The sequence below is a fragment of the Paraburkholderia sp. EG304 genome, from assembly GCF_046543485.1.
Lineage (GTDB): Bacteria > Pseudomonadota > Gammaproteobacteria > Burkholderiales > Burkholderiaceae > Paraburkholderia > Paraburkholderia youngii.
The window spans coordinates 1-25,430 of the sequence record NZ_JBKGUA010000052.1 but is presented as its reverse complement, the minus strand read 5'-3'; the positions used below and the strand labels follow the sequence as shown (position 1 = coordinate 25,430).

Below are 25,430 nucleotides of genomic sequence, written 5' to 3'. Positions count from 1 at the left end.
GACTATAGTGCGCCCGCCACCTTCCCGCCATTGGGGCTGCCCAGGCCCGTGCAGGCGTCCCATCCCTTCGACGCCGCAAAACTGCCGTTGTTGCCCTGGGTGATGTCGTTGCAGACGCCCGCTGCCTTGTACAGTTTCGCGTTGACGAAGCCGACCGGCTGTCCCTTCGCCGCGTTGATGCGCGCGATCAGCGCCGCCCACAGCGGCGCGACCGCGCTGGTGCCCCCCACCACCGTTTGCGTTCCGTCGACCAGCACGTCGTAGCCGGTCAAGGGCGAGGCATCGCCCGCGACGTCCGGCACGCCGCGCCCGCTGAGCGGCTGGCTGCCACCGCCCGTCATCGTGGCCGACAAACCCTGCTGCCACGCCGGCAACTCAAACGCGGCGCTGACGCCGCCGCCGCTCGCACCGCCCTGTGCACCGTCGTTCCACACGACCTCACGCGTGATCGCCGAACCGGACGCGCTCAGGTGCGTGCCGCCGCAGGCGAGCACGTACGGGCTCGATGCCGGGAAGTCGACCTGGTCGCCGCCGCCCGAGCCGTCGCTCGACCCGCTGTCCCCGGAAGCCGCACAGATTGTCACGCCGAGCGCCGCCGCCGATTGCAGCACGCTGTTAAGCGCATTCATCGACTGGCTGGTCCACACCGACTCCGGCGCCCCCCAGCTGATCGAAATGACCGACGGCTTGTGGGTCGTGTCGTGCACCGCGCGGCTCACCGCGTCGATGAAGCCGGCGTCGCTGTTCGGCGTGAAGTACACGGCGATGGTTGCGCGCGGCACGATCGCACCGACGATCTCGATGTCGAGCGTGACCTCGCCGTCCGGCCCGTTCGGGTCGCCGCTCGGTTTGTTGCCGGCCTGATCGACGCTGACCGCGGTCACGGTCGGCTCGCTGACGCCGAGGCTCGAGAAATAGGTCTTCAGGTCCGACGTGTTGTAGCCGCCGCCGAGCTCGATGATGCCGACGCACTGGCCGCCGCCGTCGCCTTGCGGAAACTGGTAGAGCGACGCGAGCTGCGGCGGCGTGAACGACTCCTGCTGCGCGCGCGCCGCGACGAACGGCGGCCGGATACGGAAGTGCGGTCGCGCCTGCGGCCGGTTGTCGAGCCCGAGCACCGCCTCGACGACGCCACGCAGGTCGTCCGGCACGCTGATGGTGCCGGTGCGGCCACGGAACTGGCCAGCCGAGTGGTGCTGGTAGCGTTCGAGCTTCACCTCGAACGCGCTCTGGAATTGCGCGATCGTGCCGCTCAGCAGCACCGAGCGCGCCGCCGGGTCCTCGCGCACGACGGTGAGCCCATGCGCGGCAGCGAACGCGCGGACTTTCGCGATGTCATCGGGCGCGGCGCCGTAGTCCTGGGCAAGCGCCTCGCGCGACAGCGGCTTCACGCTCGCGTCGCCGGCCTGGATGCGTTTCATCAACGCGTCGAACTGCGCCTGCTGCTGGCGGCGCAGCATCACGAAAACCTCGATCCGCTCGGCGGGATCGCATTGCCCGATGACCGTGGTGCCCTGCGCGACCTTACGCTCGCTGCCCGGCAATGGATACTTGCTGACCATGGTGTCGACTCTCCTGTTAGCGTGGCTTCGCACACGGTCATGCACGACCGCGCGGCCCGGCGGGGGCAAGCACGCCACGCGCCTGCACGAAGCGCATCGTTTGCGCGATACGCGGCAGGGGTTGTTCAAGAACTTCGTCCAAGCGTCCGACCCAGGTATTCGAACACAGTTCCGACGCGCGCGGCAGTCGTCCGAATGGCTAATGCGCGGCGCGGATGCGACAGGCTATGATGCTGGAGCGGCATTCCCGCCGTTTCATTGCCGCGCGCGCCGCCTGCGCGCACGATCGAGAAATCAGAGGAACCCATGTCAATTTCGATGTATCAAGCATCACTGCCAGTGCTGATTCGCGGCCTCACCAACCTGCAGGCCATCCTCGGCAAGGCCGAGGCGCATGCCGCCGCGAAGCAGATCGAACCGTCGGTGTTCACTAATGCCCGGCTCGCGCCGGACATGCTGCCGCTCGTGCGCCAGGTGTATATCGCGAGCGATACCGCGAAGGGCTGCGCAGCGCGCCTCGCCGGCGTCGAGCCGCCGAAGTTCGAGGACGTCGAGCAGACTTTCGATGAACTGCGGGCCCGTATCCAGAAGACGATCGATTACCTGAAGGAATTCAACGCGGCGCAGATCGACGGCTCGGAGAGCCGCACCATCACGCTGAAATTGCGGCCGGGGCCGATCGAGTTCACGGGAGCGTCGTATCTGTTCGGTTTCGTGCTGCCGAACTTCTTTTTCCACGTGACGACCGCGTACGACATCCTGCGTCATAACGGGGTCGAGCTCGGTAAGCTCGACTATCTGGGCGGGATGCAGCAGTAAAGGGAGCGGGTGGGTCGTCGATCGCGGCGCCCCGCTCACACGTGCAGGCGCGGCTGGAATGCGATCACCGCCATGCCGGCCAGCGTCAGCGCGGCGCCTGCCGTGTCCCATAGCGTGGGCCGCACCTCGTCCACGACCCACAGCCACGCAATCGCCACCGCCACGTACACGCCGCCATAGGCCGCATACACGCGGCCCGCGGCGGTGCCATGCAGCGTCAGCAGCCAGGCGAACAGCGCGAGGCTTGCCGCGCCGGGCAGCAACAGCCACGCCGAGCCGCCCTCCTTTAGCCAACGCCAGGGCAGGTAACAGCCGAGGATCTCGGCAATAGCGGTCACGACATACAGCAGGAAAGTTTTCATCGACGAACGTGAGAAGGTGATTGTGTCGCCGCGCGTGCGCGCGGCGGCTGCGCTATCGGCTTTATTAACACAATCACTTGGCATCGTGCGCGCTGGACGTGCGACAGTCGCGCCACTTCAACTCGAACGGCCACCGGTCATGAGCATCGCATCACCCTGCGTCGATATCTGCAAGTTCGACGACAAAACCGGCCTTTGCATCGGCTGTATGCGCACGCGCGACGAATGCAAAAGCTGGAAAAAAATGAAGGACAAGCATCGCAAGAAAATTATCGAGGACCGGCCGCGGCGCGAGCGCAAGCTGAAGAAGTGAGCGGCGGACATCGCCGCTCGGCCGCTCACGCAATCTGACGCCAGCCTCGAGGGTCAATCCAGCGAAAGCCGCAGCGCGAAGCCGATCAACGCAGCCGAAAACGTCCAACGTTGCAGCGTTTGCGCCAGAGGATGGGCGCGCATCCAGTTGGCGATGCGCGCGGCGCCGATCGCATACAACGCGTCGAAGCATGCGCCGATCGCGAGCAGCACGACACCGAGCTCGATCATCTGCCACGCCACCGGCCCCGCTTCCGGCCGCACGAATTGCGGCAACAGCACCGAGCAGAACAGCAGCGCCTTCGGGTTCAGCAGATTGGTCAGCAGACCTTTGACGAACGCGGTCCGCAACGGCCGCGCCCCTCTATCCGCATCGTTCGAAGGAGTGGATTCCACTCGCGACGCGCCGGCCGCTTGTTTGTCACGTGCACCGGCGGGCAGTGCGAACCCGGGCGAGCGGAAAATCTGAATCCCGATCCACGCGAGATAGACCGCGCCGGCATAACGCACCGCGTCGTACAGCCACGGCGCGTTGCGCAGCAGCGCCGCCATGCCGCACGCCGACAGCGTCACGTGCGTCGCGCGCGACACGCCGAGCCCCGCGGCGGCAGCGAAGCCGCTGCGCACGCCGCGCGCGATGCTGGTTTGCAGGATCAGCGCCATGTCCGGCCCGGGCACCGCATAAACGACGATCAATGCCGCCACGTAGACGGCCAGCAGGTGAGCGGAAATCATCGGAGCCTCCTTGTTGTTCGAGGCTCCATCTTGCTATCGGAGACGGAGGGTTTGCTGGCGATTTTCGGCCGGGACTAATCCAAAAATAGCGGAATGCGCTAATATTTTCCTACGTAATGGCGCCTTCCACCAACCACTAGAAACCACCTCCCCACCATGTCCGCCGACGATCTCGACAAAACCGACCGCGCGATTCTCGCCGCGCTGCAAAACGACGGCCGCATGTCGATTGCGCGTCTCGCCGACATGGTCGGCCTCAGCGAGACGCCGTGCGCGCGCCGTCTGAAACGTCTGGAGAACGATGGTTACATCGACCGTTACCGCGCAGTGCTGTCGCGCGCTGGGCTCGGTCTGGGCGTGGTCGCCTTCGTGCTGGTGCGCTTCGCGGTGCACGACCGCGTGGTGGCGACGCGCTTCGAGCGCGAGGTGCAGGCGATCCCGCGTATCCTGTCGTGCCATAACGTGTCAGGCAGCGCCGACTACATCCTGCAGATCGTCGCGCGCGACCTCGACGACTACGGCACCTTCATGCGCGATGAACTGCGCAGCCTGCCGGGGGTGACGTCGGTGGAATCGGCCATGTCATTGCGCGAAGTGAAAGCGTTCGGCGGTCTGCCGCTGTCCTGAACGCGAACGTGGCATAGTCACCCCTTTAGTCCCCTTTTGGAGCGGCGCGAGCCGTTCCGACGCAACCCGACGACCCCGGAGTTCTCATGGATCACGACAAGGCGCGAGCCGAAGAAACCGCCGCAATGGAACGCGTGTTGACCGCCACCAAGCGTGTGCAGACGGCGTTCGCGTCGCTGCAATCGCAATTCCCGCCGGCAGGCAGCGGCAAACCCTCGCAATTTGCGTTGCAGACTTTCGACGCCGCGCTGCAGGAACTCGAAGACGCGCAAGCCGCGTTCGACGAACTGCTCGGCGATCTGCTCGACGGCAATCGTTGAGCGCTAGCGAGCGTCTGACCGGCGCCCCACTCTCCAGCCGGCTCGCATGCCAGGCGCCGCCGCCCGCGCCTCAACGTGCATCCGTCTCCACCACCGCTTCACAGAGAATCGGAAAGTTGACCGAGTTCGCGATGTAGCACTTCTGATGCGCGACGTGATGCAGATGCATGGCCTGCTCGACGTCGCCGCCCGCGCGGATCGTCACGCGCGGGCGCAGCACGATCTGCGAAAAGCGGCCTTCGTAAGGGGAATCGAGCATCGTGCCTTCGGCGTCGTCGCGATAGTCGAGCACCACGATGCCCGCGTCCGAGCACAGATGCAGGTACCAAAGCTTGTGACACGCGCTCGCCGACGCGACCAGCAGGTCCTCGGGATTCCAGCGCGTCGCGTCGCCGAGAAACGCCGCGTCCGATGAACCCGGAATGTCGGGCTTGCCGTCGGAAGAAATCACGTGATCGCGGCCGTAGTCGCGGTAGCCGGAGGTGCCGCTGCCGCGGTTGCCGGTCCATTGCACCGATACGTGGTACTTGTGCTCGCCGTGTGCCATTCGCTTCCCCTGTGGTCGGATCGGATCTGCATTCTATACGCCGCCCTAGCGCGGCGGCGCCGCGCGGCCGGTCACGTTCGGCGCGCGCGGGTCGGGACTCATGTAGAGCGCCGTACCGTTCGCGCGCATGTTGTTGAGCGCGCCGCCCGAGCCGGTCGCGCCACCGGAGCCGAGCCCATACGAGCCACCGGCCGACATGCCGGGTCCCGGCATCGCACTCGGACTGACGCCGGTACCGATGCCCATTGCACCGGCGGCAGCCGCATTGCCGCTGCCCGCGCCGGAGCCCGCACGGGTTCCGGTTTGGCTGCCGCCAGGACTGCCCAATTGCTGAGCCTCGACCGTCCCTGCGCCCCCCGCCGTCAACAGCGTCACGAGCAACGCCGACCACACGATCCCACCTGTTGCTGTCTTCATAGCTCCCCCTAGCGCATCGATCCGCCGAGCCACGATATCTATTCTGAGCCGATCGTCCGACCGCTGCAGAAGCGCCTCCGCCCGCGCCCACCGTTTGCCCGTGCGCGTTATGATCGGTCGTCTCGCCCAAACGGCCGATCGCGCACGATGGAGCACGCCTACAGCCAACTTTTGCATCTGCTCGCCGGCCACTCGACGTGGATGCTCGCGGTCGTGTTCCTCGCCGCTTTTTTCGAATCCATCGCCGTCATCGGCACCTTCGTTCCAGGCAGTACCGCGATGTTCCTCGCCGGCGCGCTGACCGGCACCGGCTCGCTGAGCCTTGCCTGGGTCTTCGTGTGGGCGATCGTCGGCGCGGTCGCCGGCGACGGCGCCAGCTTCTGGCTCGGCGATCGCTACAAGGAGCGTATCGTCACGCTGTGGCCGTTCCGCGCACACCCCGGCGTGCTCGACGCGGGCCAGCGCTTCTTTCTGAAGCATGGCGCGAAGAGCGTCGTGCTCGCCCGCTTCATCGGCCCATTGCGGGCGATCGTGCCGGTCGTCGCGGGCATGATGGGCATGCGGCCGCTGCGCTTCCTCGCGATCAACGTGCTGTCCGCGTTGTTGTGGGCACCCGCGCACATCCTGCCCGGCGTCGTGTTCGGCGCGTCGGTGCTGCTCGCGGGCGCGGTGTCGTTCCGGCTCGTCGTGATCATCGCGATGCTGGTGTGCATCGTGTGGCTCAGCTTTCGCGGCGCGGGATTCCTCGTATCGCACGCGAATGCATGGTCGAGCGCGGCGGGCCGTCATCTCGGCAGCTGGGCATGCCGACATCCGGGGCCGCTCGGCCGCATCGCGCGCCGCATGCTCGACCCCGACACGCCCGATGCGACCCATCTGCTCGTGACGTCGCTGATCGTGCTGGTGGCCGGCGCGCTTTTCTTCGGCGTCCTTGAAGACGTCGTCAGCGGCGATCCGTTGACCACCGTCGATCTGTCCGTCTATCACTTTCTGCAATCGGTGCGCACGCCGTGGGGCGACACGGTACTCGCGGCGCTCGGGACGCTCGGCAGCGGCATCACGCTGCTCGCGCTGGTCGTCACGGTCGCGCTGTGGATGGTATGGGAGAGGCGCTGGCGCACGATCACCTACTGGCTGGCCGCGGTCGTATTTTCGCAGTTGCTGATTCTCGGCCTGCAACTCGCGATGCGCCGCGCCCCGCCCAATGAGTTGATGGCAGGCCACTTCGTGTTTCCGAGCAATCACGTCGCCGCGACGGTGATCGTCTACGGCTTTCTCGCGTTTCTGCTCGCGCGTCGGGTCGACAAGCTCGAAGGCGTGCTGGTTGCCGGTGCGAGCATCATCATCGTGATCGTGGTCGCGCTTGCGGGCGTGTACTTCGGCCGCTACTGGGTGTCCGACGCGATCGGCGGCGCGGCGCTCGCGTATGTGTGGGTCGCGCTGATCGCGCTTACGGCGATCTGGCGGCATCCGCGGCCGCCGCCGCCGCGCCGTTTCATGCCGCTCGTGGTGCTCGCGGTAGTGGTGCTCAGCGTCGGCCTGCAGCTCGGCGTCGCCATGCCGGCGCCGCCGAACAGCGCGCCGCAACCACCACCGGTGCAGTTCACGCAGGCGCAGTGGGAGCGCTCCGAGTGGCGGCGGCTGCCGTGCTATCGCTCCGACATGGGCGGCGATCGCAAGGAGCCGCTGACGTTGCAATGGGTCTCCGAACCCGCTTCGATCCGCGAGCTACTGCGCGCGCGGGGCTGGGTCGAGGGCACCGACGTGTCCGCGCACAGCCTGCTGTCGCTCGCCTCGCCCGATGTCGCGGCGGCGGCGCTGCCGGTACTGCCGAAGCTGAACAATGGCGTGCCGTCGTCGGTGGTCTTCATGCGGCCTGGCGAATCGCGCGAGGAACGTTACGTGCTTCGCTTCTGGCCGAGCGGTTACGCGGTCGGCAACGGCACTTCCGCGGCGCCGCTGTGGGTCGGCGCGCTCGCGCACGAGCGGCTGAGCCGGCCGTCCTGGCCGCTGAACATTCTGCGCATCGACCGCAATGGAACGCCGATCGACTCGCGCGCCAGGTTGGGCGAAGAGCTCGGCGCGACGGTCCTCGCGCAAGTCGATTGTCACGGCGTGCCGGTGTCGCTGCTGGTCACGCCGAGGGAATGAGCGTCATATGCAGGCTACTCAGGCAACCCCCGACTCAACGATTCGATAAAGGAGATAACCGTGGGCCGCTTTTCGACCGAACAACTCGACGACTACGCAGCGACGTTCGAACGCGACGGCATGGTCGTTCTGCGCCAGCACTTCCCGAAGCCGACGCTGCTCGCATGGCGCGACGCGTTCGCGCCATTGCTGCAACAGCAGATCGCCGCGCAGGCGACCGCCGTGCGCGGCGAAAACCGGCACTACATCACGCTGCCTTTCACGGGGGTATTCGCCGATCAGTCGATCTTCTGTGATCCGGACGTGCTCGGCATCGTCGAGCGCGTGGCCGGCGACGACCCCGTGATGTGCCAACTAGCCACCGACACGCCGTTGAACGGCTCGACGTATCAGGAGATTCATCGCGACACACCCGCGCTGTTCGACGGCGAAGCGGAGACCCCGTCGTTCCAGCTCGCGGTCAACTTTCCGTTATGTGACGTCACGCTCGAGAACGGCCCCTTCGAAACGACGCTGGGTACGCATCGGATGCGCGCCGAAGACGCGCTGAACGCGTGGCGCGACGGCCGCCTGCCGTTGCATGCGATCACGATGGAACTCGGCGACGTGATGATTCGCGACGTGCGCGCGCTCCATCGCGGCACGCCGAACCGCACCGAGCTGCCGCGTCCGATGGTCGTGATCGGCTATAGCCGCAGCTGGTATTTCCGACCGGAAGTCCGCATCGACGTACCCGACTCCGTCTATCAGCAATTGGCACCACGCGCGAAACGCCTGCTGCGCCATATGCCGCGCGTAAGCGAACTCGACAATGCGTTCGCGCCGGAGCAATACCGGAAATTCGCCTATTGAAGTAAGTATTCATTCGCCGCATTGACCGCGCAACGAATTATCACGAAAGCGAATCGCCAATTGACGCGCAATTACATCGGATTGCGAGTGACACGCGATTTGACATTTAAACCTTCGTTGCGCAAATGCAACGACACGCCCGCATCATCCGCACTTCTGCCGCGCTATTTGCACCGATAGCGCTCCTAATTCATTTTTCCACTCACGCAATCCGAAATAGCGCTGGCAGAATAGGCAAAAAAACAGTTAGCGGGAACCGGCATGCACCGCCGTTCCCGCAACGAGACACGCGGACCCTGATTTTCTACCCAAATTCATGCTTTAACGCTATCGTCTTATTGCGACCTGAACTCGTAGACCACCAGGAGCTCCGTGTGCGGAATCGATCGATACCTCGCGTGAAGAAAGACCGCCAGTCCGCCATACGCAGCCGCCGCTCGCGTGGTTCCCGATTATCGTCAAGTGCGCTTTACGGCTCGCTTTCCCGCTCGTTGTCCAGGCTTCTTCCCCGGTTATCGCTTTGCATGAGCGCGCTGGTGCTCGCCGGCTACTGCGCGTATAGCTTCGCTGGCGTTTCCGTATTGCGTCCGCCGCGCGAAGCGCTATCGAGCAGTCCGCTCGAAGTGACGATCGTCTATGCCGGCGATCTGCCCGGCGGCACCGAAGTAGACGTGCCGGCGCAATTGAACATCGCGGTCAGCAATACCGAGTTGATACCGCGCCGGTTGGCGCTCGCGCTCACGCGCGAGAGCGGCGCACCCGAGCACCTGAAGCTCGCCGCCGGCGAACTGAAGGCAGTGCGCTATACCGGCACCTGGCCCGAATGGGCGCGCGGCGCGATGCAGATCGACGTGCCGGATCTCGACGTGTCGCCATCGTACGTGTTGCTGACGCATCCGCCGCGCTCCGACAAGGACGCGGAGCTCGCGTCGGCCGGGGGCGCAAATGCAACGACGGGAACAACGGCGGCTGGCACCATGAGCGGCGCACCGTCGTCGTCGAGCCTGATCGCGTCGTCGCCCGCACCGTCGCGGCCGGATGCGCCGGTGCCGCAAATCAACACTTTCCTGAGCCGCTTCTCCGCCTACGAGCCGATGTACTTCGCCGATGGCTGGGGCCAGGATGGCGACAATCTCGCGAAATTCCAGCTGAGCTTCAAGTTCCGCCTCGTCATTCCAGACGACCCGCGCTCGCGTAGATTCGTGGACAACCTGTACTTCGGCTATACACAAACCTCGCTGTGGGCTATCGAGGAGTACTCGTCGCCGTTCCGCGACACGAGTTATTTGCCCGCCCTCTTCTACTACCTCGAAGACACCGGCTGGAAGAGCAAGTGGTGGAGCAGAATGGGCGTGATGGCCGGCTACGAGCACGAATCGAATGGACGCGACGGTCCGGAATCGCGCGGCGTCGACTATGTGTTCCTGAAGCCGATCTGGGATTTCGGCGACATCAACGGCTACCATCTGACCATCGAGCCGAAGATTTATTACTATACGCACATCGCCGGCGAGAACCATGACATCGCCGACTACCGCGGCTACGTGGATCTGCGGTTCATCTACGGCAGCCCCGATGGCGCGCAACTGGACACGACGCTGCGCAAAGGAACGAAAGGCGGCAAAGGCAGCATCGATACGCAGTTCACCTATCCATTGGCGAAGCTGATCAACAGCCGCTGGGGCGGTTACGTATGGCTCGGCTTCTTTAGCGGTTATGGCGAGGACATTCTCGACTACAACCAGCATCGCTGGATTGCGCGAATCGGCTATAGCATCACACGCTAATCCGGAATTCGCCGGAGATGCAAGCAAAGGGCCGCCGAGCGGCCCTTTTGCCATTCGAGGACGGCGCACGACGTGCCGTAATACCTCGAAAGTCCTGCCGTAATTCTTTCAAAAGATTGCCCAGAGCCGATTCCCACCCGGCGGGCAACCCGTCTTAAATCCGCTCGTGAATGCTGTGTGCACGAACAGACGGGCATATCGGTGCGGATTTCTCTAGAGTTGAAGGGTCGCCGGTCCAACCGGCTGGCCACGCCGCGCGCTGACTTTTCCAGCGTCTAATCAAAACCAAGGAAAAACCAATGAAAACCGCTCTCCTTAAAGACCTGTCGACCGTTTCAAACGAGCCAACCGGACTTCTTTTGCATCGGAATAGTGCACCGCTTGCGCTCAAGCACGAAATTCACCCGGAACAGATCCGCGATAGCCTGCCGGCCCGTCAGGGGGGAGTCGGCTTTCTGTTTCACGCGACCGACTGGGAGACCCTTTCATTTTCTTTTCACAACGTTCGCGAACGCAGCGAATCGTTCGAAGAGGAATTGTGGAAGACCAAGCCTTTCATCGCCTCGCCGATCTATTCGGGCTCGCAGGTGATCGGCGCGAATATCGCCTGCCCGGTGCCGCTCGAAATGTGGCTCGGCAGCCCGCGCGGCATCAAGCGCTTTCGCGCGACGCAATTCTTTCCGGCGCTGGAGCTCGCCAGAAAGGCGGGCTTGAACATGGTCGCGATGGGCGCGTCGACGCCGTACGCATGCAACTACGGCGCGCTGCCCCGGCCGGTCAAGCCGCCTCACATCACGACCGGCCACGCGGCGACCGCGGCGATGCTGAAGGACTGGGCAATGCATTGCTGCGAACAGCTCGACCTCGAATTCGGCAACACGAAGCTCGCGCTGTTCGGCGCGGCCGGCCGGCTCGGCACGACGGTCGCGAAGTATCTGCTGTACAAGGACGCGCCGAAGGAACTGGTGCTGATCGATCTGCCGGACAAGCTCAACCTGCTGACCGATCAGGCGAACGAGCTGCTCGCGTCGGACCTGCTCGGCAAATCGAAAGTATCGGTGCATACGTTCAGCCCCGACACGCCGCTGCCCGACTTCGACGGCGCAATCCTCGCGAGCAGCACGAGCGTGCCTTACCTGAGCGCCGCTGATCTCAAACGCGCGCAATTCTGGATCGACGATTCGCATCCGCGCGCGGCCAGCGTCGAAGCGGAACTCGCTTCTCGCGGTCATACGCTCTATATTGAATGCTTCGCGCGTGGACCCGCTGAACTCGACACCGCTTTCCCGTTCCGGCTGCCGTCCACCCGCGACTGCTATACCTGCTTTGCCGAAGGCTATTCCGCGTGGCAAGAAGGCATCGCATCCGATTTCATCATCGGTAGCCCGCCCGTATGGTCGGTCTCTTATACTCATGGTCTCCTGAAGAAGTACGGCTTTTCGGTCGGACCGTTTCACGGCAAGAACGGCGATTCGCTCGCCGAAGGCGTCGCAGCACAGCAATTCAATACGCATGAAATGATGGGTTCCTGATGAACTCGGAGGCCTGATGGCGAGACCGCGCGAAAGTATGCGGGACATGCTGGAAAGAAGCAGGTTCGCGATTCGATGGGGAGGCGCACTCGGCCTCCTGTGTCACCCCATCTATTACATTGTCTGGACCTACCTCCTTCCGCAGCCTTACGACAACCTGCTGCTGCGACTCAGCGCGGCGGCCGTCTGCGTTCCGCTGCTGTTTCAGGCGCGCTGGCCGAGGCGCTACAACCCCGCGCTGCTGATCTACTGGCATTGCTGCCTGATTTACGTGCTGCCGTTCGTCTGCACTTTCCTGACCGTCAGAAACGGTTTCTCCACGATGTGGATGATGACCGAGGTCATGATGATCTTCATTCTGGCGCTGTGTATCGACAACCCGCTGCTGCTGATAACGTGCATCGGAATCGGCGTGTTTTCCGGCGGCCTCGCCGGCGTGTTGAGCTCGCCGACGCCGGTCGTTCTCAGCGCCGAGGACAAGTCCAACCTTGCGCTGCTGCCGGTGGTCGTGCTGTGCAGCATGGCGTTCAGTCACGCGATCAGCAAGGGACGCATCTTCGTCGAAAAGAACCGCGCGTTGCAGGCGCTCGCGGGTTCCATCGCGCACGAGATGCGCAATCCGCTGAGCCAGTTGCGGCACGTGCTCGACCGCGTCGAGGAAGCGTTGCCCTCGGCGAACAGGGCGGGCGCGGCGCCGACGCTCACCGACGGCACGGCCTCGCTGATGTACAACCATCTCGCGCAGGGCCAATTGTCGATCGAGCGCGGCCTGCGCATCATCGCGATGACGCTCGACGAAGTCGCCGCGAAATCGATCCGCCCGGATAGTCTCAGCTACCTGCATGCCGGCGCGACCACGCGCAAGGCGCTCGCCGAATACGGCTTCGACAACGACAAGGAACGCGCGAAGGTGAGCGTCGTCGTCAACCGCGACTTCGTGTTCAAGGTCGACGAGACGGTCTATCTGTTCACGCTGTTCAACCTGATCAAGAACGCGCTGCATCACATCGTCGCGTATCCGCAGGCGACGCTGACATTGACCGTCGATACCGACTCGGTGATCGTGCGCGACACCGGCCCCGGCATCGCGGCGGAGATCCTGCAGCATCTGTTCGAGCCGTTTCGCACGGCCGGCAACTCGGGCGGCACCGGGCTCGGGCTCGCGTACTGCCAGCGCGCGATGCGCGCGTTCGGCGGCAGCATCGACTGCGAATCGGAACTCGGCAAGTTCACCGCATTCACGCTGCGCTTTCCACCGGTGGCGGCCGACGAGGTCGCCGAGCACGAGCGGCGCCTGTTCGAACGCGCGATGCCGGCGTTCAAGGGCAAACGAGTGCTCGTGGTCGACGACGACGCCACGCTGCGCGCCCGCACCCGCCGCGTGCTGACCAAGGCCGGCGCCTATGTCAGCGAGGCGTCGGGCGGCGAGCTTGCGCTCGCCACGTTGCGGCGCGCGCCGCTCTACGACCTCGTGCTGATGGACATCAGCATGCCCGATCTGGACGGCTACGCGACGACCGAGCGCATCCGCGCCGACCGGGACTGCCCGAACCGCAACGTGCTGATCGCCGCCTATACCGCCGAACCGGGCAACGCGGTGCGGCTGCGTGCGCGGCGCGCCGGGATGGACGAGATCATCGGCAAGACGTCGAGTGTGCAGGAGCTGATCACCGCGGTGCAGGCCCTGTTCGACAACGGCGTGCGGCATCAGCCGGGCGAGCTGCCCGACAGCTTCGCCGGCAGAACCTTCGTGATCGCCGACGACGACACCTATAGCCGGCTGGTCGCGAAGGCTTATCTGGAGCGCTGCGGCGCGAGCGTCGTCGAGGCCGACCACGGTCAGGCGGTGCTGACCAACCTGCACGAAGACGGCTTCATCGACGCGATCCTGATGGACGTGAACATGCCGGGCATGAACGGCATCGAGACGACGAAATCGATTCGCGCGCGCACCGATGCCTACGCGACGCTGCCTATCATCGCGCTGACCAGTCACACCGATGCCGAAGCGGCGCAGGCTTGCCTTGCCGCCGGGATGAACGAGGTGTTGATCAAGCCGGTGCAGGCCGGCTCGCTGTACGCATGTCTCGCGCGGCAGTTCGGCACACGCAGCGCGCCGATTGCGGACTCTCCATCTTCACAACGGATCATGCAAACCGCTGGCGAAAGCGCGCAAACGGATTTTGCCGCGACGCCGGTGGCATTGGCCCCAACTGGGAGCGCGCACGCGGCCGCCCCCATCGCCGAAGAAAGCCTGCTCGATGAGCCGCACCTCGAAGAACTGGTCTCGCTCGATCTGCTCGACGAATCGTTCCTGAACGGCATCGAACAGATCCGCTCGCTCGTCGCGCGGCTCGCGGCAAACAGCGCGGCTGTCGATATCAAGGCGACCCACGCGAGCTTGCATGCGCTGCTTGGCGTCAGCGGCAACATCGGCGCGAAGGCACTGCATCGCTATGCGCGGCAGATCTATCCACGCGTGATCGGCGGTGAGTGGCCAGTGGAAACCGACTGGCTCGTGCAGATCCGCACGCTGGGCGCACGCTCGACCGACGCGTTGCAGCGGTATTACGCGTCGGCGAAGGGCCCGCGCGATCATCGCGATGCGCTGAGCGATTGAGCGCGCGCGCCGCCGCCGTCAGAACTTGTGCAGCACGCCGATCGCAACCGCCAGCTGGTTCGCGCCGGTCTTCACGGTCGTCGTCGCGACCGAAGTCGCCCATCCCGTCGCACTCAGTGCAGCCTTCGAGCTGTTGATCACATAGGTGATGTCGGTGTACAGCGCCGTGCGCTTCGATAGCCAGTAGTCCGCGTTGACACCGGTGCTCAATGCGTGCGCGTCGACGTGGCGATACGCGTGGTAGTAAGTCGCGGCTGCGAGGTCCAGCGCCGGCGTCGCCTTGTAGCGCACGCCCGCGAACGCCATCGACTGCGGCGGCGAGGCGGTGAGCGTCGACGGGACATCGTTCAGCAGCAATTCGTAGCCGCCGTACAGCGTCGCCTTGCCGATCGCATACGAACCGCCGGCCACGTAGCGCCGCTCGCTGTCGCCCGATGTCGCGATCACCGAGCCTTGGCGCTGCTCGTACACGAACGTGAGATTGAGCGGCCCCTGCACGTAGCGTCCACCGATGTCGTACTGCTTGCCGACGCGGAACGAGCCCGCCACCGGCACGTTGGAGCTGACTGCGTCATAGCCGAAGCTGTAGAGCGCGTTCAGCTCGAACGGTCCCACATGGCCGAGATACGACACCGCGTTGTCCGCCCGACCGACGAACTGCGCGTCCTGCGCGGACAGTCCGTAACTCGAATAACCGAGCGGATCGAGAGCGAGGAAGTAGCGGTACATCGGCGTCATCTGCCGGCCGAGCATCATCGCGCCGTAGTGATCCGATTCGAGTCCGACGAACGCCTGCCGGCCGAACAGCCGCCCGCCTTGCTGCAGCGCGCCGGTGTTCATCGCCATGCCCGATTCGAGCGTGAAAATCGCCCGCAGTCCGTTGCCGAGATCTTCCTTGCCGGTGAAACCCCAACGCGAATTCTGCCGGTTGCCGGTGCCGAGCGCGACCTGGGTGCCCGACGATCCCTGCGGCGTGACGGCGTGAGTCACGTAGGTCACCCCCGAGTCGACAATGCCGTACAGCGTGACCGACGACTGCGCATGCGCCGCGCCGCTGATGCCGATACCAATACCACATGCAAAAAGGACCTTCGACGGCCTGGCGAGAGGCTTGTGCGTCACCATGTGTCTCCTCTGGAAATTGAGTTGTTTTGTGCTGCGAAAGCGTGATCGTTCGATCTCTGTGGTCGCGGTAGCCGGCGCGTGGTCGCGGCGGCTACCGGAGAGAGTCGGTCATTCGCGTGCGATGTGCGGATTGACGAAGAACATTGCGACGACCGCGATAGCGGGTCCGATCGCAAGCGTGATGAGTGCGAGCATGAACGAATGACTCGCGCCATACAGCGAGCCGACCACCATCGGCGACACCGCGCTGCCGGACTGCCAGATCGCATTGGTCCAGCCGGCGCTCGCGCCGGCGAGGCGCTTGCCGGATGCGTCGCTGACCTGTGCCATCAGCACCGGCAGGTAGCCGAACGAGAACGCCCCGAGGATCGGCGCGACCAGATAGAACTGATGCGCGGTCGAGCAGTAGCCGAACACCAGCAGCGCGATCGTGAACGCGATCAGGCAGCCGATCGACATCATCCGCCGCGACACGCCAGGCAGATCGGAGATCCAGCCGAGCGTCGGCTTCGCGATCACCGCGCCGATGCCGAACGAGGCGACGATCGATCCGGCGACGATCGGCGCAATGCCGTATTGCCGCGTCATCAGCGCGTTGCTCCATGCGGCGAAGCCGACGGTCGCCCACAAGCCGCCGCAGCCCGCGATCGACAGCGCGATCAGGTTGCGGTTGCGCAACAGGCCGAGCATGTCCTGCAGGCTGTTGCGCGCGGGCTTCGCTTCGTTCGACGGCCGGTTCTTCAGCAGCAGCAACGTGACGACGCCCCACGCGAACGTGACGATGCCGAGCATATGGAATGCGTTCGACCAGCCGTGCCGCGCTGAGAACGACGGCACGACCGCGTTCGCGATCACGACGGCGAGCGACGTCGCGGTCGTGTAGAGGCCCATTGCGCGGCCCCGGTCGCGCGTGAACCATGCGGGAATGATCTTCATGCCGGCCGAATAGTCGGCGCCCGCCGCGAAACCCATCGCCGCCTGAATCACGATGCCGAAGGCGAGCGAATGCGTATAGCCGAAGGTGAACGTGAGCACGCCCAGGGGCAGCAGCGCGAGCGTGAGCATCGCGCGACCGCCGAGCAGATCGGTCAGCATGCCGCCGACCACGTTCGCAAGCACATAGCCCGCGTAGAACGCGGTCACGAACGCACCGAGCATCGACACGCTGATGCCGAGCGACGCGCCGACCGGCGCGGCCACCGTACTCCACGCCACGCGGACCACATAGCTGAGCAGAAACGCGGCCCACACGATGAACAGCGCGACCCAGCGATACGGGTTCGTGTCGGCGCTACTCGCCTCCCGTGCGGCGTTCGTGGCCCAGACGCTCGCGGACATGCCCTCCGACGACGCCAGATTCTTCTCCATGACTCCTCCAATGCCGGGCGTGCCAGCGGCCGACCGTTTTCTTTCTTTCTGATGGATAGGGCGCCGGCCGCCTGCTGTGACCGGCGCCGGCGATTGCCGTTACAGATCGAGCACCAGCACCCTCGACTTCGCACGTGAACAGCACGGCAGGAACTGATCGTTGCGGGCCTGCTCCTCAGGCGACAGGTACAGATCCCGGTGGTCGGGTTCACCTTCGAGCACCCGCGTAATACAGGTGCCGCAAATGCCCTGCTCGCACGACACCGGCACGTCGACGCCCGCCGCCGTGAGCGCCTGCGTGACCGTGCAATCGGCCGCGATCGACACGACGCGGCCCGAGCGCGCGAGCCGCACGTCGAACGAGCCGCCGTCGCCGGCAGGCTGCGCCGCCGCGAAGTATTCATAATGCAGACGATCGTCGCTCCAGCCGAGCGAGCGCGCCGTGTCGAGCACCGCGTTCATGAAGCCCTGCGGACCGCACACGTACAGATGCCGGTCCGCGCCGACTGTCAGCAGTGCGTTCAGATCGAGCATGCCGTGCTCGTCGTCGAAGTGGTATTGCGCGTTGTCGACCCACGACGACGCGGCGATTCGCTCGACGAACGCTGCCCGGCTCTTCGAGCGCGCGCAGTAATGCATGTTGAACGCCGCGCCCATCGCTGCCAGCTGCTCCGCCATGCAGAGAATCGGCGTGACGCCAATGCCGCCCGCGAGCAATAGCGGCTTCGCGTCGTGCAGGGAGAGCGGGAAATGATTGCGCGGCACGCCGATGCGGATCGCGTCGCCTTGGTTCACCGCGTCGTGCATGCGCAGCGAGCCGCCGCGCGAATCGGCGTCGCGCAACACCGCGATCTGATACCGGTGACGCTCGTGAGGCGCGTTGCACAGCGAGTACTGCCGCACCGGCCCGCCGGGCACGTAGACGTCGATGTGCGCGCCCGCCTCGAACGGCGGCAGCTCGCGTCCGTCGACATCGACGAACTCGAAGCCGGCGATCCCGTCGGCTTCGTCGCGCCGTGCGGCAACCCGCACCATCAGCGTGGAATCGGTCATGTTCATGCCACCTCTCCTCCGCTCACATCGCCGACAGGCCGCCGTCGACCATCAGCGTCGTGCCCGTGATGTACGACGCCTCGTCGCTCGCGAACCACAGGATCGGCCATGCGATCTCTTCGGGCGATGCCCAGCGGCCTATCAGCGACGTGTCCTGGCGCTGGGTCTTCAGCGCTTCGACGCTCTTGCCTGCTGCAATGGCGCGGTTCACGTGGAATCCGGTCAGCGTCGAACCGGGGCATACCGCGTTCACACGCACGCCGTTCGCGGTCTCCTCGAACGCGAGCGTGCGGGTCATCGCCAGCATGCCGGCCTTGGTCGCGTCGTACAGGCCCATGCCCTTGCGGCCGGTCACCGCATAGCACGACGATACGTTGACGATACTCGCGCGCCCCGCGCGACGCAGGAACGGCAGCGCCGCCCTGCAATAGTTCGACGTGCCGACCAGATTGACCGACACCATCGCCTGCCACTCGGCCGGCGTCGCGTCGGCGAGCGCGCTGTAGTTGCGCATCGCCGCGTTGTTCACCAGCACGTCGAGCCGGCCGAACGAAGTGGCGGCGAACTGCACCGCGCGCACCGCATCGGCGTCATCCGACACGTCTGCCGCGAACGTCTCGACACGCGCGGACGGATCGGCCGTTTTCAGTTCGTCCGCGACGCGCGTGAGCGCCTCCGGATTCGCATCGACGAGCACCACCGCGGCGCCCTGGGCGCAGAACACGCGCGCGGTGGCGGCGCCGATGCCTCCTCCGCCGCCAGTGATCAGCGCGACCTTGTCTTCGAGTCTTTTACGTTGCTGCATTGCTTGCCGGCGCGCAGCCGGCCTCCTTTTGCGGAATGGGCAGAAGGTCCAGTCGGACCAGGTGACGACACGCGGAGCCGAAACGAAGTCCGGCCCCGCCGTGCATCAGATCGTGTAGATCGGCTGGTCCTTGCCGTCGTGCAGATGGATCACCGCCCATTCCTGTGGCTTCTGATCGCGCGGCAGCAGCACGCCGGCCGCGCGCACGCGCTGCTGGTCGGCGTCGATCGCGGGCGGATCGGTATCGGGCACCAGCGCGGTTGCCGCCTCGTACATCATGCGGCGCGCCATTACGATTGCGCGGTCGGTCGGCAGCAGCTTTTCCTTGCTGTGATCCTGGATCGGACCCATGCTTTCCTGCAGCGACGCGTCCTGCATCGCGAAGCCGAACACGCCCGAGTACGCGCGCTTTTCCTTCTGCGCCTTGCGGTCGATCAGATAGTCGTTGTCCTTGTTCGCCTTCGGACGGAACGAGCCACCCTCCTCGTACTCGCAGTGAATGCCCTTGCCGGCATTCAGGTCGGCCAGTTCCTGCTCGTCGAGCGGACGGTCCGGACGGAAGTTGATGCTCCACGCCCAGCAGCTGTGATCGTCGATCGGTACCCACACGTGGCCCGCGAGCGAGTGGTCGCCGAACGGCGGGATCAGCGTGTACCACGGGAACAGCCACTGCGTGACGCGCCAGTAGTACGAATCCGGCTCGCCGTTGCGGCGCCCGAACAGCGTGAGGCCGAACGGCTGCTTCTCGATCTCGAAGATCACGTTGCCGTCCGCCTTGATGTAGTCGAGCGCCTTCGTGCCCTGGTGCATCGGATCATCGTCGACTTCGTAGCGGTGCACGTACGACACGTGGCTCGTGTCGATGCCGCCTTCCATGGCCTGCAGGTAGTTCGATTCCTGCAGCCGCTTGGATACGAACACGTGGCTCTCCGGCAGGTTGCACCACTCGAGATCCGGCGGCGCCGGCTGGCGGTCCTTCGGCCCCATGTACGCCCACACGATGCCCGCGCGTTCGATGCACGGATACGCGGTGATGCCCATGTGCTTGCACGCCTGCGGTGCGGACGGCACTTCGACGCAGTTGCCGTTGCGGTCGAATTTGAGGCCGTGATACGAGCAGCGAATGCCGTTCTCCTCATTGCGGCCGAAGTACAGCGACACGCCGCGGTGCGAGCAGAACTCGTCGATCAGCGCCGGCTGGCCTTCGGAATCGCGAAAGGCCAGCAGCTTTTCGCCGAGGATCTGCACGCGCACCGGCGGGCAATCCGGCTCCGCGACTTCGCTCGCGAGCAGCACCGGCACCCAGTAGCGGCGCATCAGATTACCCATCGCCGTGCCCGGGCCAGTGCGAACCAGCGTCTCCGACATGTTCTTGTCCATAATTCCTCCGAATCCGGTTGTCCGTTGTGTGAGAATGTGATCTCATTGTACGGACAGATTGATTTGCGTCAAGTTCGTTCCGATAGGGACTTTCACTACAATGTGCAATCGACGCGGACCGACGTGGAAAGGAAATTTCAAATGGAAGAGAAAAAGCCGCACGAAAATGTGCGAGCAGTCGAGCGGGCGCTAGAAATTCTTCTGGCGTTCCGCCCCGGGGACAAGGAACTGACCGTTGCGGAGTTGCTGACCCGCGTGGACCTGAGCCGGCCGACGCTGTACCGGCTGCTGAATACGCTCGAACAGAACGGCTTTCTCGCGTCGTCCGGCGAGCCGCAGCGCTTCAGGCTCGGCAGTTCGGTCGCGCAAGTCGCGCACACGTGGATGGCGAACAATACGATCGCGCAACTCGCGCAGCCGATGCTGCGCGAGCTTTGGGAAGCGACCTCTGAGACGGTCGCGTTGTTCGTGCCGGAGGGCACCTACCGGATTTGCGTGGCCGAACTGGAAAGTCCGCAGCCGCTCAGCTTCCGGCGCGGGGTCGGCTATCGCGAGAAGCTAGTGCTCGGCGCGAGCGGCCGCACGATTCTTTCGCAGATGCCGCTGTCAGAGGACGATCTGCGGCGCTATCTGACCGATCCGAATCAGGACGTCGCGACGCTCGCCGCCGATCTCGATGCGGTCCGCGCAAAGGGCTTCGGCACCAGCCATCACGAGCTGATCGCCGGTGCGGTCGCGGTGGCCGCGCCGTTCTTCAACGGCGCGAACCAGGTGGCGGGTTCGGTGTGCATCTTCGGGCCGAGTGTGCGCGTAACCGATGAGCGCGTCGCGCAGTTCGCGGCGTTGCTCAAGCGAGAGGTGGGCAATCTGTCGCGCGCGCTGGGGCATCAAGGGGAAACTGGACGGGTGCCGGTCGCGGCGCGCCGGTGAAATCGGCATCGAAGATATTGGCCAACGCCTGAACAGTCGTCGGAGAAGTCGACGCTCTGTTCAGGCGCCCGCTGACTCAGCGCCGACGCCGAGACTCATGCGCCGGACTGCACGGCAATGACGCGCCGCGCGAGCGCCGAATAAGCAAGTGGCTCGAAACGATCGAGCCCATCCTTGACGGCAGCGATGTCGTTATTTCTGGCTTGCTGCTCCATCTGTGCGCAAGCATTCGCCGCTTCGGTTTCCTGAATCATCGCGAAAGATCCGCGTACCGCATGAAGTTGGGCGAGCACCGTTTTCATATCCCCAAGTTCAATGGCGGCGTGCAGTTCCCGAAGCGAATCCTTCAGCGTCCGAGTCATCGCGGCATGGATGTGCTCGGGCAATGGCCCTTGCGAGATGTCGCGCCTCGCCAACGTGGCATTCGCGGGGCGCCTGCCGGCCTCGTCGACCAGTCGCCGCACAGTCGCGTCCATCGTGTCTAGCAGGACAGGTTTGAGCAGGACCTCGTCGATTCCCGCGTTCGCGCATCGCGCGCGCTCTTCTGCCGCGACGTGAGCGGTAATCGCGATGATCGGCAGCGTCTCGCTTTGGGCACGAAGGCACCGCGCGAGCGCATACCCGTCCATTCCCGGCATATTGATGTCGGTCAGCACCAGATCGTAGTGGCGCTCGTTGAAGCGCCGCAATGCCGCCCCGCCACTATCGGCCATATCGGCCTCGTATCCCAGCGTAGCAAGTTGCGCGACGAGCAACTCCCGGTTGGCGAGCTGATCGTCGACGACGAGGATCTGAATGGTGTGTGTGTCGATCTCGCTGGACTTCGATTCGGCTTTGGTATGTCCTGCTGCGCTGACCGGGGTGGCTGCACTCACCGGAATGGGCAAGGTCACGACAAAGGTGCTTCCGGCATTCAACTCGCTCTTCACCCAAATCGTGCCATGCATCAATTCAGTCAGGCGCAAACAGAGCGCGAGTCCGAGGCCTGTTCCGCCGTAACGCCTCGCAATCGACGAATCGGCCTGTGTGAAAGCATGAAATAGCGTCTCCTGCTGCTGCGGGGTCATGCCGATGCCGATGCCGGTGTCGCTGACGCCGATCACGATCGGAGAATCGACGGCTGTGTCATCCTTCAGGTAGACCTCGAGCAGTACATCGCCCGTGGCGGTGAATTTGATCGCGTTCGCAACGGATTCTGTACCGACGGCAACTGCGCCGTAGCCCTGCGAACTCGCACCTGCGCCCGCGGCAAGACCACCCTGTCCGGCAACCACCGTAGCCGCGTCGCTGCCATCGTTCAGTCCATCCGCAACGAAGTAGCCGCCATTGCCAACGACATCCTGTGGCGTGACCGACATCAGAGACATCTGCGCCACTTGCTGGTCCACCTTGGCAATCTGCTGGCTGACCTGCTCCAGTGTCGCCGCCGTGCCACTGCCGATGCGAGCGTCCAAGGTCCTCAGGTTGACCGCGTCCGTAGCCAACTGCGCGTCGGCGACGTTCGTGATCCGGCGCTCAGCGCCGCTCGAACCCACCGACACGGTATTGAATTCGCTCGCAATTGAACCGGCACCCAGCGCTACGGAATTACCCGCCGAAGCAACGGCATTCGCTCCGAGAGCGATGGATGCCGTAGAGTTCGCAGATGCATTCGAACCCAACGCGATCGAATTACCCGACACCGCATTTGCGTTCGCACCAATGGCCACCGACCTGGTGCCTGTTGCCGACGCATCATCCGTGCCGTCGTTCTTGCCGTTCGCCTTGAAGTAACGCGTAGCCGTATCGACAGTCGTATTGAGCTGCGACACGTTGACAGCATCTGTTGGTGCCGTGCCGGCCGCCACGTTCGTGACCTTCGTGCCATTGCTGTCACCGCCCAGCGTGACCGTGTCCTTCGTGGCATCGTCGTAATGCACCGCCAGCGCATCCGCCCCGCCGCCGGCACCATTACGGATGTCCTGGCTCAGCTGGTCCACCTGCTGGTTCGTGGCGTACAGCTGCGAGCCGTTCACCGCGTCGGTGCTCGTCGCGCTCAGGCGACCGGCGGCCACGTTCGTGATCGTGCGCTCGTTACCCACGCTGCCCACGCTCACCGTGCCAATCGGATTCGTACCGGCAAAGAAGTAGTTCGCGCCGCCGATGGACGTGCCGCTCGGACTCACCGCAGCCGCCGTCGTCGAGCCTGCGCCCAGCGCCACGTCGTTCGCGTTGTTCGACACAGCACCCATACCGATTGCCACCGAGTCCTTGCCCAGCGCCAACGAATCCGCTCCCGTCGAGTTCGCGTGGAAGTACTTCGTGCCCTTCTCGTACACGTTCGTTACCTGGTCGCCAAGGTTGGTGATCGAGGTGGTGTTCTGGTCCACCTGCTGGTTCGTGGCATACAGCTGCGAGCCATTCACCGCGTCCTTGCTCGTCGACGACAGGTCACCTGCGGCAACGTTCTTGATCTTCGTGCCATTGCTGTCACCACCCAGCGTGATCGTGCCCTTCGTGGCATCGTCGTAATGCACCGCCAGCGCATCCGTCCCGGCGCCGGCGCCATTCTTGATGTCCTGGCTCAGCTGGTCCACCTGCTGGTTCGTGGCGTACAGCTGCGAGCCGTTCACCGCGTCCGTGCTCGTCGCGCTCAGGCGACCCGCGGCCACGTTCGTGATCGTGCGCTCGTTACCCACGCTGCCCACGCTCACCGTGCTCGCCGGATTCGCACCGGCGAACGTATAGTTCTTTCCGCCGATGGTCGCACCTGCCGTGCCCACCGCCGCTGCCGTCATCGAGCCTGCACCCAGCGCCACATCACCCGCGTTGTTCGACACCGCACCCATACCGATCGCCACCGAGTCCGCACCCAGCGCCGACGAATCCGTTCCCGTCGAGTTCGCGTGGAAGTACTTCGTGCCCTTCTCGAAAATGTTCGTTGCGATATTCGTCACCCGGTCATCCAGGTTGGTGATCGACTGGTTCGTCGCGTACAGCTGCGAACCATTCACCGCGTCCTTGCTCGTCGACGACAGGTCACCTGCGGCCACGTTCTTGATCTTCGTGCCATTGCTGTCACCGCCCAGCGTGATCGTGCCCTTAGCGGCATCGTCGTAATGCACCGCCAGCGGATCCGTCCCGCCGCCTGCGCCATTCTTGATGTCCTGGCTCAACTGGTCCATCTGCTGGTTCGTGGCGTACAGCTGCGAGCCATTCACTGCGTCGGTGCTCGTCGCGCTCAGGCGACCGGCGGCCACGTTCGTGATCGTGCGCTCCTTACCGACGCTGCCCACGCTCACCGTGCCAATCGGATTCGAACCGGCAAAGAAGTAGTTCGCGCCGCCGATGGACGTGCCGCTCGGACTCACCGCAGCCGACGTCGTCGAGCCTGCGCCCAACGCCACGTCGTTCGCGTTGTTCGACACAGCACCCATACCGATTGCCACCGAGTCCTTGCCCAGCGCCAACGAATCGGCGCCCGTCGAGTTCGCGTGGAAGTACTTCGTGCCCTTCTCGTTCAGGTTGGTGATCGACGTGGTGTTCTGCCCCACCTGCAGGTTCGTCGCGTACAGCTGCGAACCATTCACCGCGTCCTTGCTCGTCGACGACAGGTCACCTGCGGCCACGTTCTTGATCTTCGTGCCATTGCTGGCACCACCCAGCGTGACCGTGCCCTTCGCGGCATCGTCGTAATGCACCGCCAGCGCATCCGTCCCGCTGCCGGCGCCATTTTGGCTGATCTGCTCGATTGCCTGGTTGGTCGCATACAGTTGAGAACCATTGACCGCATCGGTGCTCGTCGCGCTCAGGCGACCCGCGGCCACGTTCGTGATCGTGCGCTCCTTGCCCACGCTGCCCACGCTCACCGTGCCAGTCGGATTCGAACCGGCAAAGAAGTAGTTCGTACCGCGGATGGACGTGCCGCTCGGACTCACCGCAGCCGACGTCGTCGAGTCTGCGCCCAGCGCTACCGAATTCGCCTGCGTTGCAGCGGCGCGCGCACCCAGCGCCAGTGAAAACTCACCTGTCGCGCCTGCCGTATCACCAAGCGCCACGGCGGCGGCGCCTGTCGCATTCGTGTTAAAACCAATCGCCGTGGACTTGGATCCAAGCGCTTTAGCCACATTACCAAGCGCCGTGGCAC

The 25,430-nt window shown here is 64.6% G+C and carries 21 protein-coding genes; 10 read left to right on the top strand and 11 right to left on the bottom strand.

Features of this window, described 5'->3' with window-relative positions:
* Nucleotides 1-2: 2 nt before the first annotated feature.
* Nucleotides 3-1,562, bottom strand: coding sequence for a protease pro-enzyme activation domain-containing protein (locus ACLFKU_RS35430; RefSeq protein ID WP_368586025.1), 1,560 nt, complete (start codon nt 1,560-1,562; stop codon nt 3-5).
* Between the two features lie 306 nt (nt 1,563-1,868).
* Here ACLFKU_RS35430 and ACLFKU_RS35425 point away from each other — a divergent pair, with 306 nt between their 5' ends.
* A complete protein-coding gene (locus tag ACLFKU_RS35425; RefSeq protein WP_410852253.1) occupies nt 1,869-2,381 on the top strand; it encodes a DUF1993 family protein in 513 nt (170 codons plus the stop codon).
* A 35-nt stretch (nt 2,382-2,416) separates the two neighbouring features.
* Here the strand turns inward: ACLFKU_RS35425 and ACLFKU_RS35420 are convergent, their stop codons facing one another.
* Nucleotides 2,417-2,743 carry a YnfA family protein gene (locus ACLFKU_RS35420; RefSeq protein WP_368586024.1) on the bottom strand — a complete coding sequence of 109 codons (327 nt, stop codon included), beginning with the start codon at nt 2,741-2,743 and terminating at the stop codon, nt 2,417-2,419.
* 139 nt (nt 2,744-2,882) lie between these two features.
* Between ACLFKU_RS35420 and ACLFKU_RS35415 the strand changes: the two genes are divergently transcribed.
* Nucleotides 2,883-3,056, top strand: coding sequence for a DUF1289 domain-containing protein (locus ACLFKU_RS35415; protein ID WP_013091438.1), 174 nt, complete (start codon nt 2,883-2,885; stop codon nt 3,054-3,056).
* A gap of 53 nt (nt 3,057-3,109) precedes the next feature.
* Here ACLFKU_RS35415 and ACLFKU_RS35410 read toward each other — a convergent pair whose 3' ends face one another.
* A complete protein-coding gene (locus ACLFKU_RS35410; protein WP_410852252.1) occupies nt 3,110-3,790 on the bottom strand; it encodes a LysE family translocator in 681 nt (226 codons plus the stop codon).
* A gap of 156 nt (nt 3,791-3,946) precedes the next feature.
* Between ACLFKU_RS35410 and ACLFKU_RS35405 the strand changes: the two genes are divergently transcribed.
* On the top strand, nt 3,947-4,417 hold the full coding sequence (locus tag ACLFKU_RS35405; protein ID WP_410852251.1) for an Lrp/AsnC family transcriptional regulator: 471 nt from the start codon (nt 3,947-3,949) through the stop codon (nt 4,415-4,417).
* Between the two features lie 86 nt (nt 4,418-4,503).
* A complete protein-coding gene (locus ACLFKU_RS35400) occupies nt 4,504-4,737 on the top strand; it encodes a hypothetical protein (protein ID WP_013091435.1) in 234 nt (77 codons plus the stop codon).
* A 70-nt stretch (nt 4,738-4,807) separates the two neighbouring features.
* Here the strand turns inward: ACLFKU_RS35400 and ACLFKU_RS35395 are convergent, their stop codons facing one another.
* Complete coding sequence (locus ACLFKU_RS35395) at nt 4,808-5,284, bottom strand: OsmC family protein (protein ID WP_368586021.1); 477 nt, start codon at nt 5,282-5,284, stop codon at nt 4,808-4,810.
* A gap of 45 nt (nt 5,285-5,329) precedes the next feature.
* Nucleotides 5,330-5,701, bottom strand: coding sequence for a hypothetical protein (locus ACLFKU_RS35390; RefSeq protein ID WP_410852250.1), 372 nt, complete (start codon nt 5,699-5,701; stop codon nt 5,330-5,332).
* 147 nt (nt 5,702-5,848) lie between these two features.
* Here ACLFKU_RS35390 and ACLFKU_RS35385 point away from each other — a divergent pair, with 147 nt between their 5' ends.
* From ACLFKU_RS35385 to ACLFKU_RS35365, 5 genes are all read left to right on the top strand, one after another.
* Entirely contained in the window at nt 5,849-7,852 is a 2,004-nt protein-coding gene (locus ACLFKU_RS35385; RefSeq protein ID WP_410852249.1) for a VTT domain-containing protein, read from the top strand.
* Nucleotides 7,853-7,912: 60 nt separating this feature from the next.
* Nucleotides 7,913-8,704 (top strand): phytanoyl-CoA dioxygenase family protein, encoded by a 792-nt coding sequence (locus ACLFKU_RS35380; RefSeq protein WP_410852248.1) that lies wholly within the window; start codon nt 7,913-7,915, stop codon nt 8,702-8,704.
* Nucleotides 8,705-9,228: 524 nt separating this feature from the next.
* Nucleotides 9,229-10,491 carry a phospholipase A gene (locus ACLFKU_RS35375; protein ID WP_410852247.1) on the top strand — a complete coding sequence of 421 codons (1,263 nt, stop codon included), beginning with the start codon at nt 9,229-9,231 and terminating at the stop codon, nt 10,489-10,491.
* Between the two features lie 299 nt (nt 10,492-10,790).
* Nucleotides 10,791-12,023: a hypothetical protein gene (locus ACLFKU_RS35370; protein ID WP_410852246.1), complete on the top strand. Its 1,233-nt coding sequence runs from the start codon at nt 10,791-10,793 to the stop codon at nt 12,021-12,023.
* A 16-nt stretch (nt 12,024-12,039) separates the two neighbouring features.
* Complete coding sequence (locus tag ACLFKU_RS35365) at nt 12,040-14,643, top strand: hybrid sensor histidine kinase/response regulator (protein ID WP_410852245.1); 2,604 nt, start codon at nt 12,040-12,042, stop codon at nt 14,641-14,643.
* 18 nt (nt 14,644-14,661) lie between these two features.
* Here ACLFKU_RS35365 and ACLFKU_RS35360 read toward each other — a convergent pair whose 3' ends face one another.
* The 5 genes from ACLFKU_RS35360 to ACLFKU_RS35340 form a co-directional block, all read right to left on the bottom strand.
* A complete protein-coding gene (locus ACLFKU_RS35360) occupies nt 14,662-15,768 on the bottom strand; it encodes a porin (RefSeq protein ID WP_410852244.1) in 1,107 nt (368 codons plus the stop codon).
* A 108-nt stretch (nt 15,769-15,876) separates the two neighbouring features.
* Complete coding sequence (locus tag ACLFKU_RS35355) at nt 15,877-17,136, bottom strand: MFS transporter (protein WP_368586013.1); 1,260 nt, start codon at nt 17,134-17,136, stop codon at nt 15,877-15,879.
* A gap of 99 nt (nt 17,137-17,235) precedes the next feature.
* Nucleotides 17,236-18,195, bottom strand: a complete 960-nt coding sequence (locus ACLFKU_RS35350) for a PDR/VanB family oxidoreductase (protein ID WP_410852243.1) — start codon at nt 18,193-18,195, stop codon at nt 17,236-17,238.
* Nucleotides 18,196-18,211: 16 nt separating this feature from the next.
* Nucleotides 18,212-18,994 carry an SDR family NAD(P)-dependent oxidoreductase gene (locus ACLFKU_RS35345; protein WP_410852242.1) on the bottom strand — a complete coding sequence of 261 codons (783 nt, stop codon included), beginning with the start codon at nt 18,992-18,994 and terminating at the stop codon, nt 18,212-18,214.
* 105 nt (nt 18,995-19,099) lie between these two features.
* Nucleotides 19,100-20,374, bottom strand: a complete 1,275-nt coding sequence (locus tag ACLFKU_RS35340; protein WP_368586010.1) for a Rieske 2Fe-2S domain-containing protein — start codon at nt 20,372-20,374, stop codon at nt 19,100-19,102.
* 141 nt (nt 20,375-20,515) lie between these two features.
* On the opposite strand from ACLFKU_RS35340, the gene ACLFKU_RS35335 reads away from it, so the two are divergent.
* Entirely contained in the window at nt 20,516-21,304 is a 789-nt protein-coding gene (locus tag ACLFKU_RS35335) for an IclR family transcriptional regulator (protein WP_368586009.1), read from the top strand.
* 95 nt (nt 21,305-21,399) lie between these two features.
* Here ACLFKU_RS35335 and ACLFKU_RS35330 read toward each other — a convergent pair.
* On the bottom strand, nt 21,400-25,430 hold a 4,031-nt coding region (locus ACLFKU_RS35330; protein ID WP_410852241.1), incomplete at its 5' end, for a response regulator.

What these genes read in the sequence shown, in the direction of transcription:
- ACLFKU_RS35385 (WP_410852249.1), top strand. Translation starts at nt 5,849, where the DNA reads ATGGAGCACGCCTACAGCCAACTTTTGCATCTGCTCGCCGGCCACTCG.
- ACLFKU_RS35370 (WP_410852246.1), top strand. Translation starts at nt 10,791, where the DNA reads ATGAAAACCGCTCTCCTTAAAGACCTGTCGACCGTTTCAAACGAGCCA.
- ACLFKU_RS35415 (WP_013091438.1), top strand. Translation starts at nt 2,883, where the DNA reads ATGAGCATCGCATCACCCTGCGTCGATATCTGCAAGTTCGACGACAAA.
- ACLFKU_RS35365 (WP_410852245.1), top strand. Translation starts at nt 12,040, where the DNA reads ATGGCGAGACCGCGCGAAAGTATGCGGGACATGCTGGAAAGAAGCAGG.
- ACLFKU_RS35360 (WP_410852244.1), bottom strand. Translation starts at nt 15,768, where the DNA reads ATGGTGACGCACAAGCCTCTCGCCAGGCCGTCGAAGGTCCTTTTTGCA.
- ACLFKU_RS35405 (WP_410852251.1), top strand. Translation starts at nt 3,947, where the DNA reads ATGTCCGCCGACGATCTCGACAAAACCGACCGCGCGATTCTCGCCGCG.
- ACLFKU_RS35350 (WP_410852243.1), bottom strand. Translation starts at nt 18,195, where the DNA reads ATGAACATGACCGATTCCACGCTGATGGTGCGGGTTGCCGCACGGCGC.
- ACLFKU_RS35400 (WP_013091435.1), top strand. Translation starts at nt 4,504, where the DNA reads ATGGATCACGACAAGGCGCGAGCCGAAGAAACCGCCGCAATGGAACGC.
- ACLFKU_RS35390 (WP_410852250.1), bottom strand. Translation starts at nt 5,701, where the DNA reads ATGAAGACAGCAACAGGTGGGATCGTGTGGTCGGCGTTGCTCGTGACG.
- ACLFKU_RS35355 (WP_368586013.1), bottom strand. Translation starts at nt 17,136, where the DNA reads ATGGAGAAGAATCTGGCGTCGTCGGAGGGCATGTCCGCGAGCGTCTGG.
- ACLFKU_RS35420 (WP_368586024.1), bottom strand. Translation starts at nt 2,743, where the DNA reads ATGAAAACTTTCCTGCTGTATGTCGTGACCGCTATTGCCGAGATCCTC.
- ACLFKU_RS35340 (WP_368586010.1), bottom strand. Translation starts at nt 20,374, where the DNA reads ATGGACAAGAACATGTCGGAGACGCTGGTTCGCACTGGCCCGGGCACG.
- ACLFKU_RS35335 (WP_368586009.1), top strand. Translation starts at nt 20,516, where the DNA reads ATGGAAGAGAAAAAGCCGCACGAAAATGTGCGAGCAGTCGAGCGGGCG.
- ACLFKU_RS35430 (WP_368586025.1), bottom strand. Translation starts at nt 1,562, where the DNA reads ATGGTCAGCAAGTATCCATTGCCGGGCAGCGAGCGTAAGGTCGCGCAG.
- ACLFKU_RS35395 (WP_368586021.1), bottom strand. Translation starts at nt 5,284, where the DNA reads ATGGCACACGGCGAGCACAAGTACCACGTATCGGTGCAATGGACCGGC.
- ACLFKU_RS35375 (WP_410852247.1), top strand. Translation starts at nt 9,229, where the DNA reads ATGAGCGCGCTGGTGCTCGCCGGCTACTGCGCGTATAGCTTCGCTGGC.
- ACLFKU_RS35410 (WP_410852252.1), bottom strand. Translation starts at nt 3,790, where the DNA reads ATGATTTCCGCTCACCTGCTGGCCGTCTACGTGGCGGCATTGATCGTC.
- ACLFKU_RS35425 (WP_410852253.1), top strand. Translation starts at nt 1,869, where the DNA reads ATGTCAATTTCGATGTATCAAGCATCACTGCCAGTGCTGATTCGCGGC.
- ACLFKU_RS35345 (WP_410852242.1), bottom strand. Translation starts at nt 18,994, where the DNA reads ATGCAGCAACGTAAAAGACTCGAAGACAAGGTCGCGCTGATCACTGGC.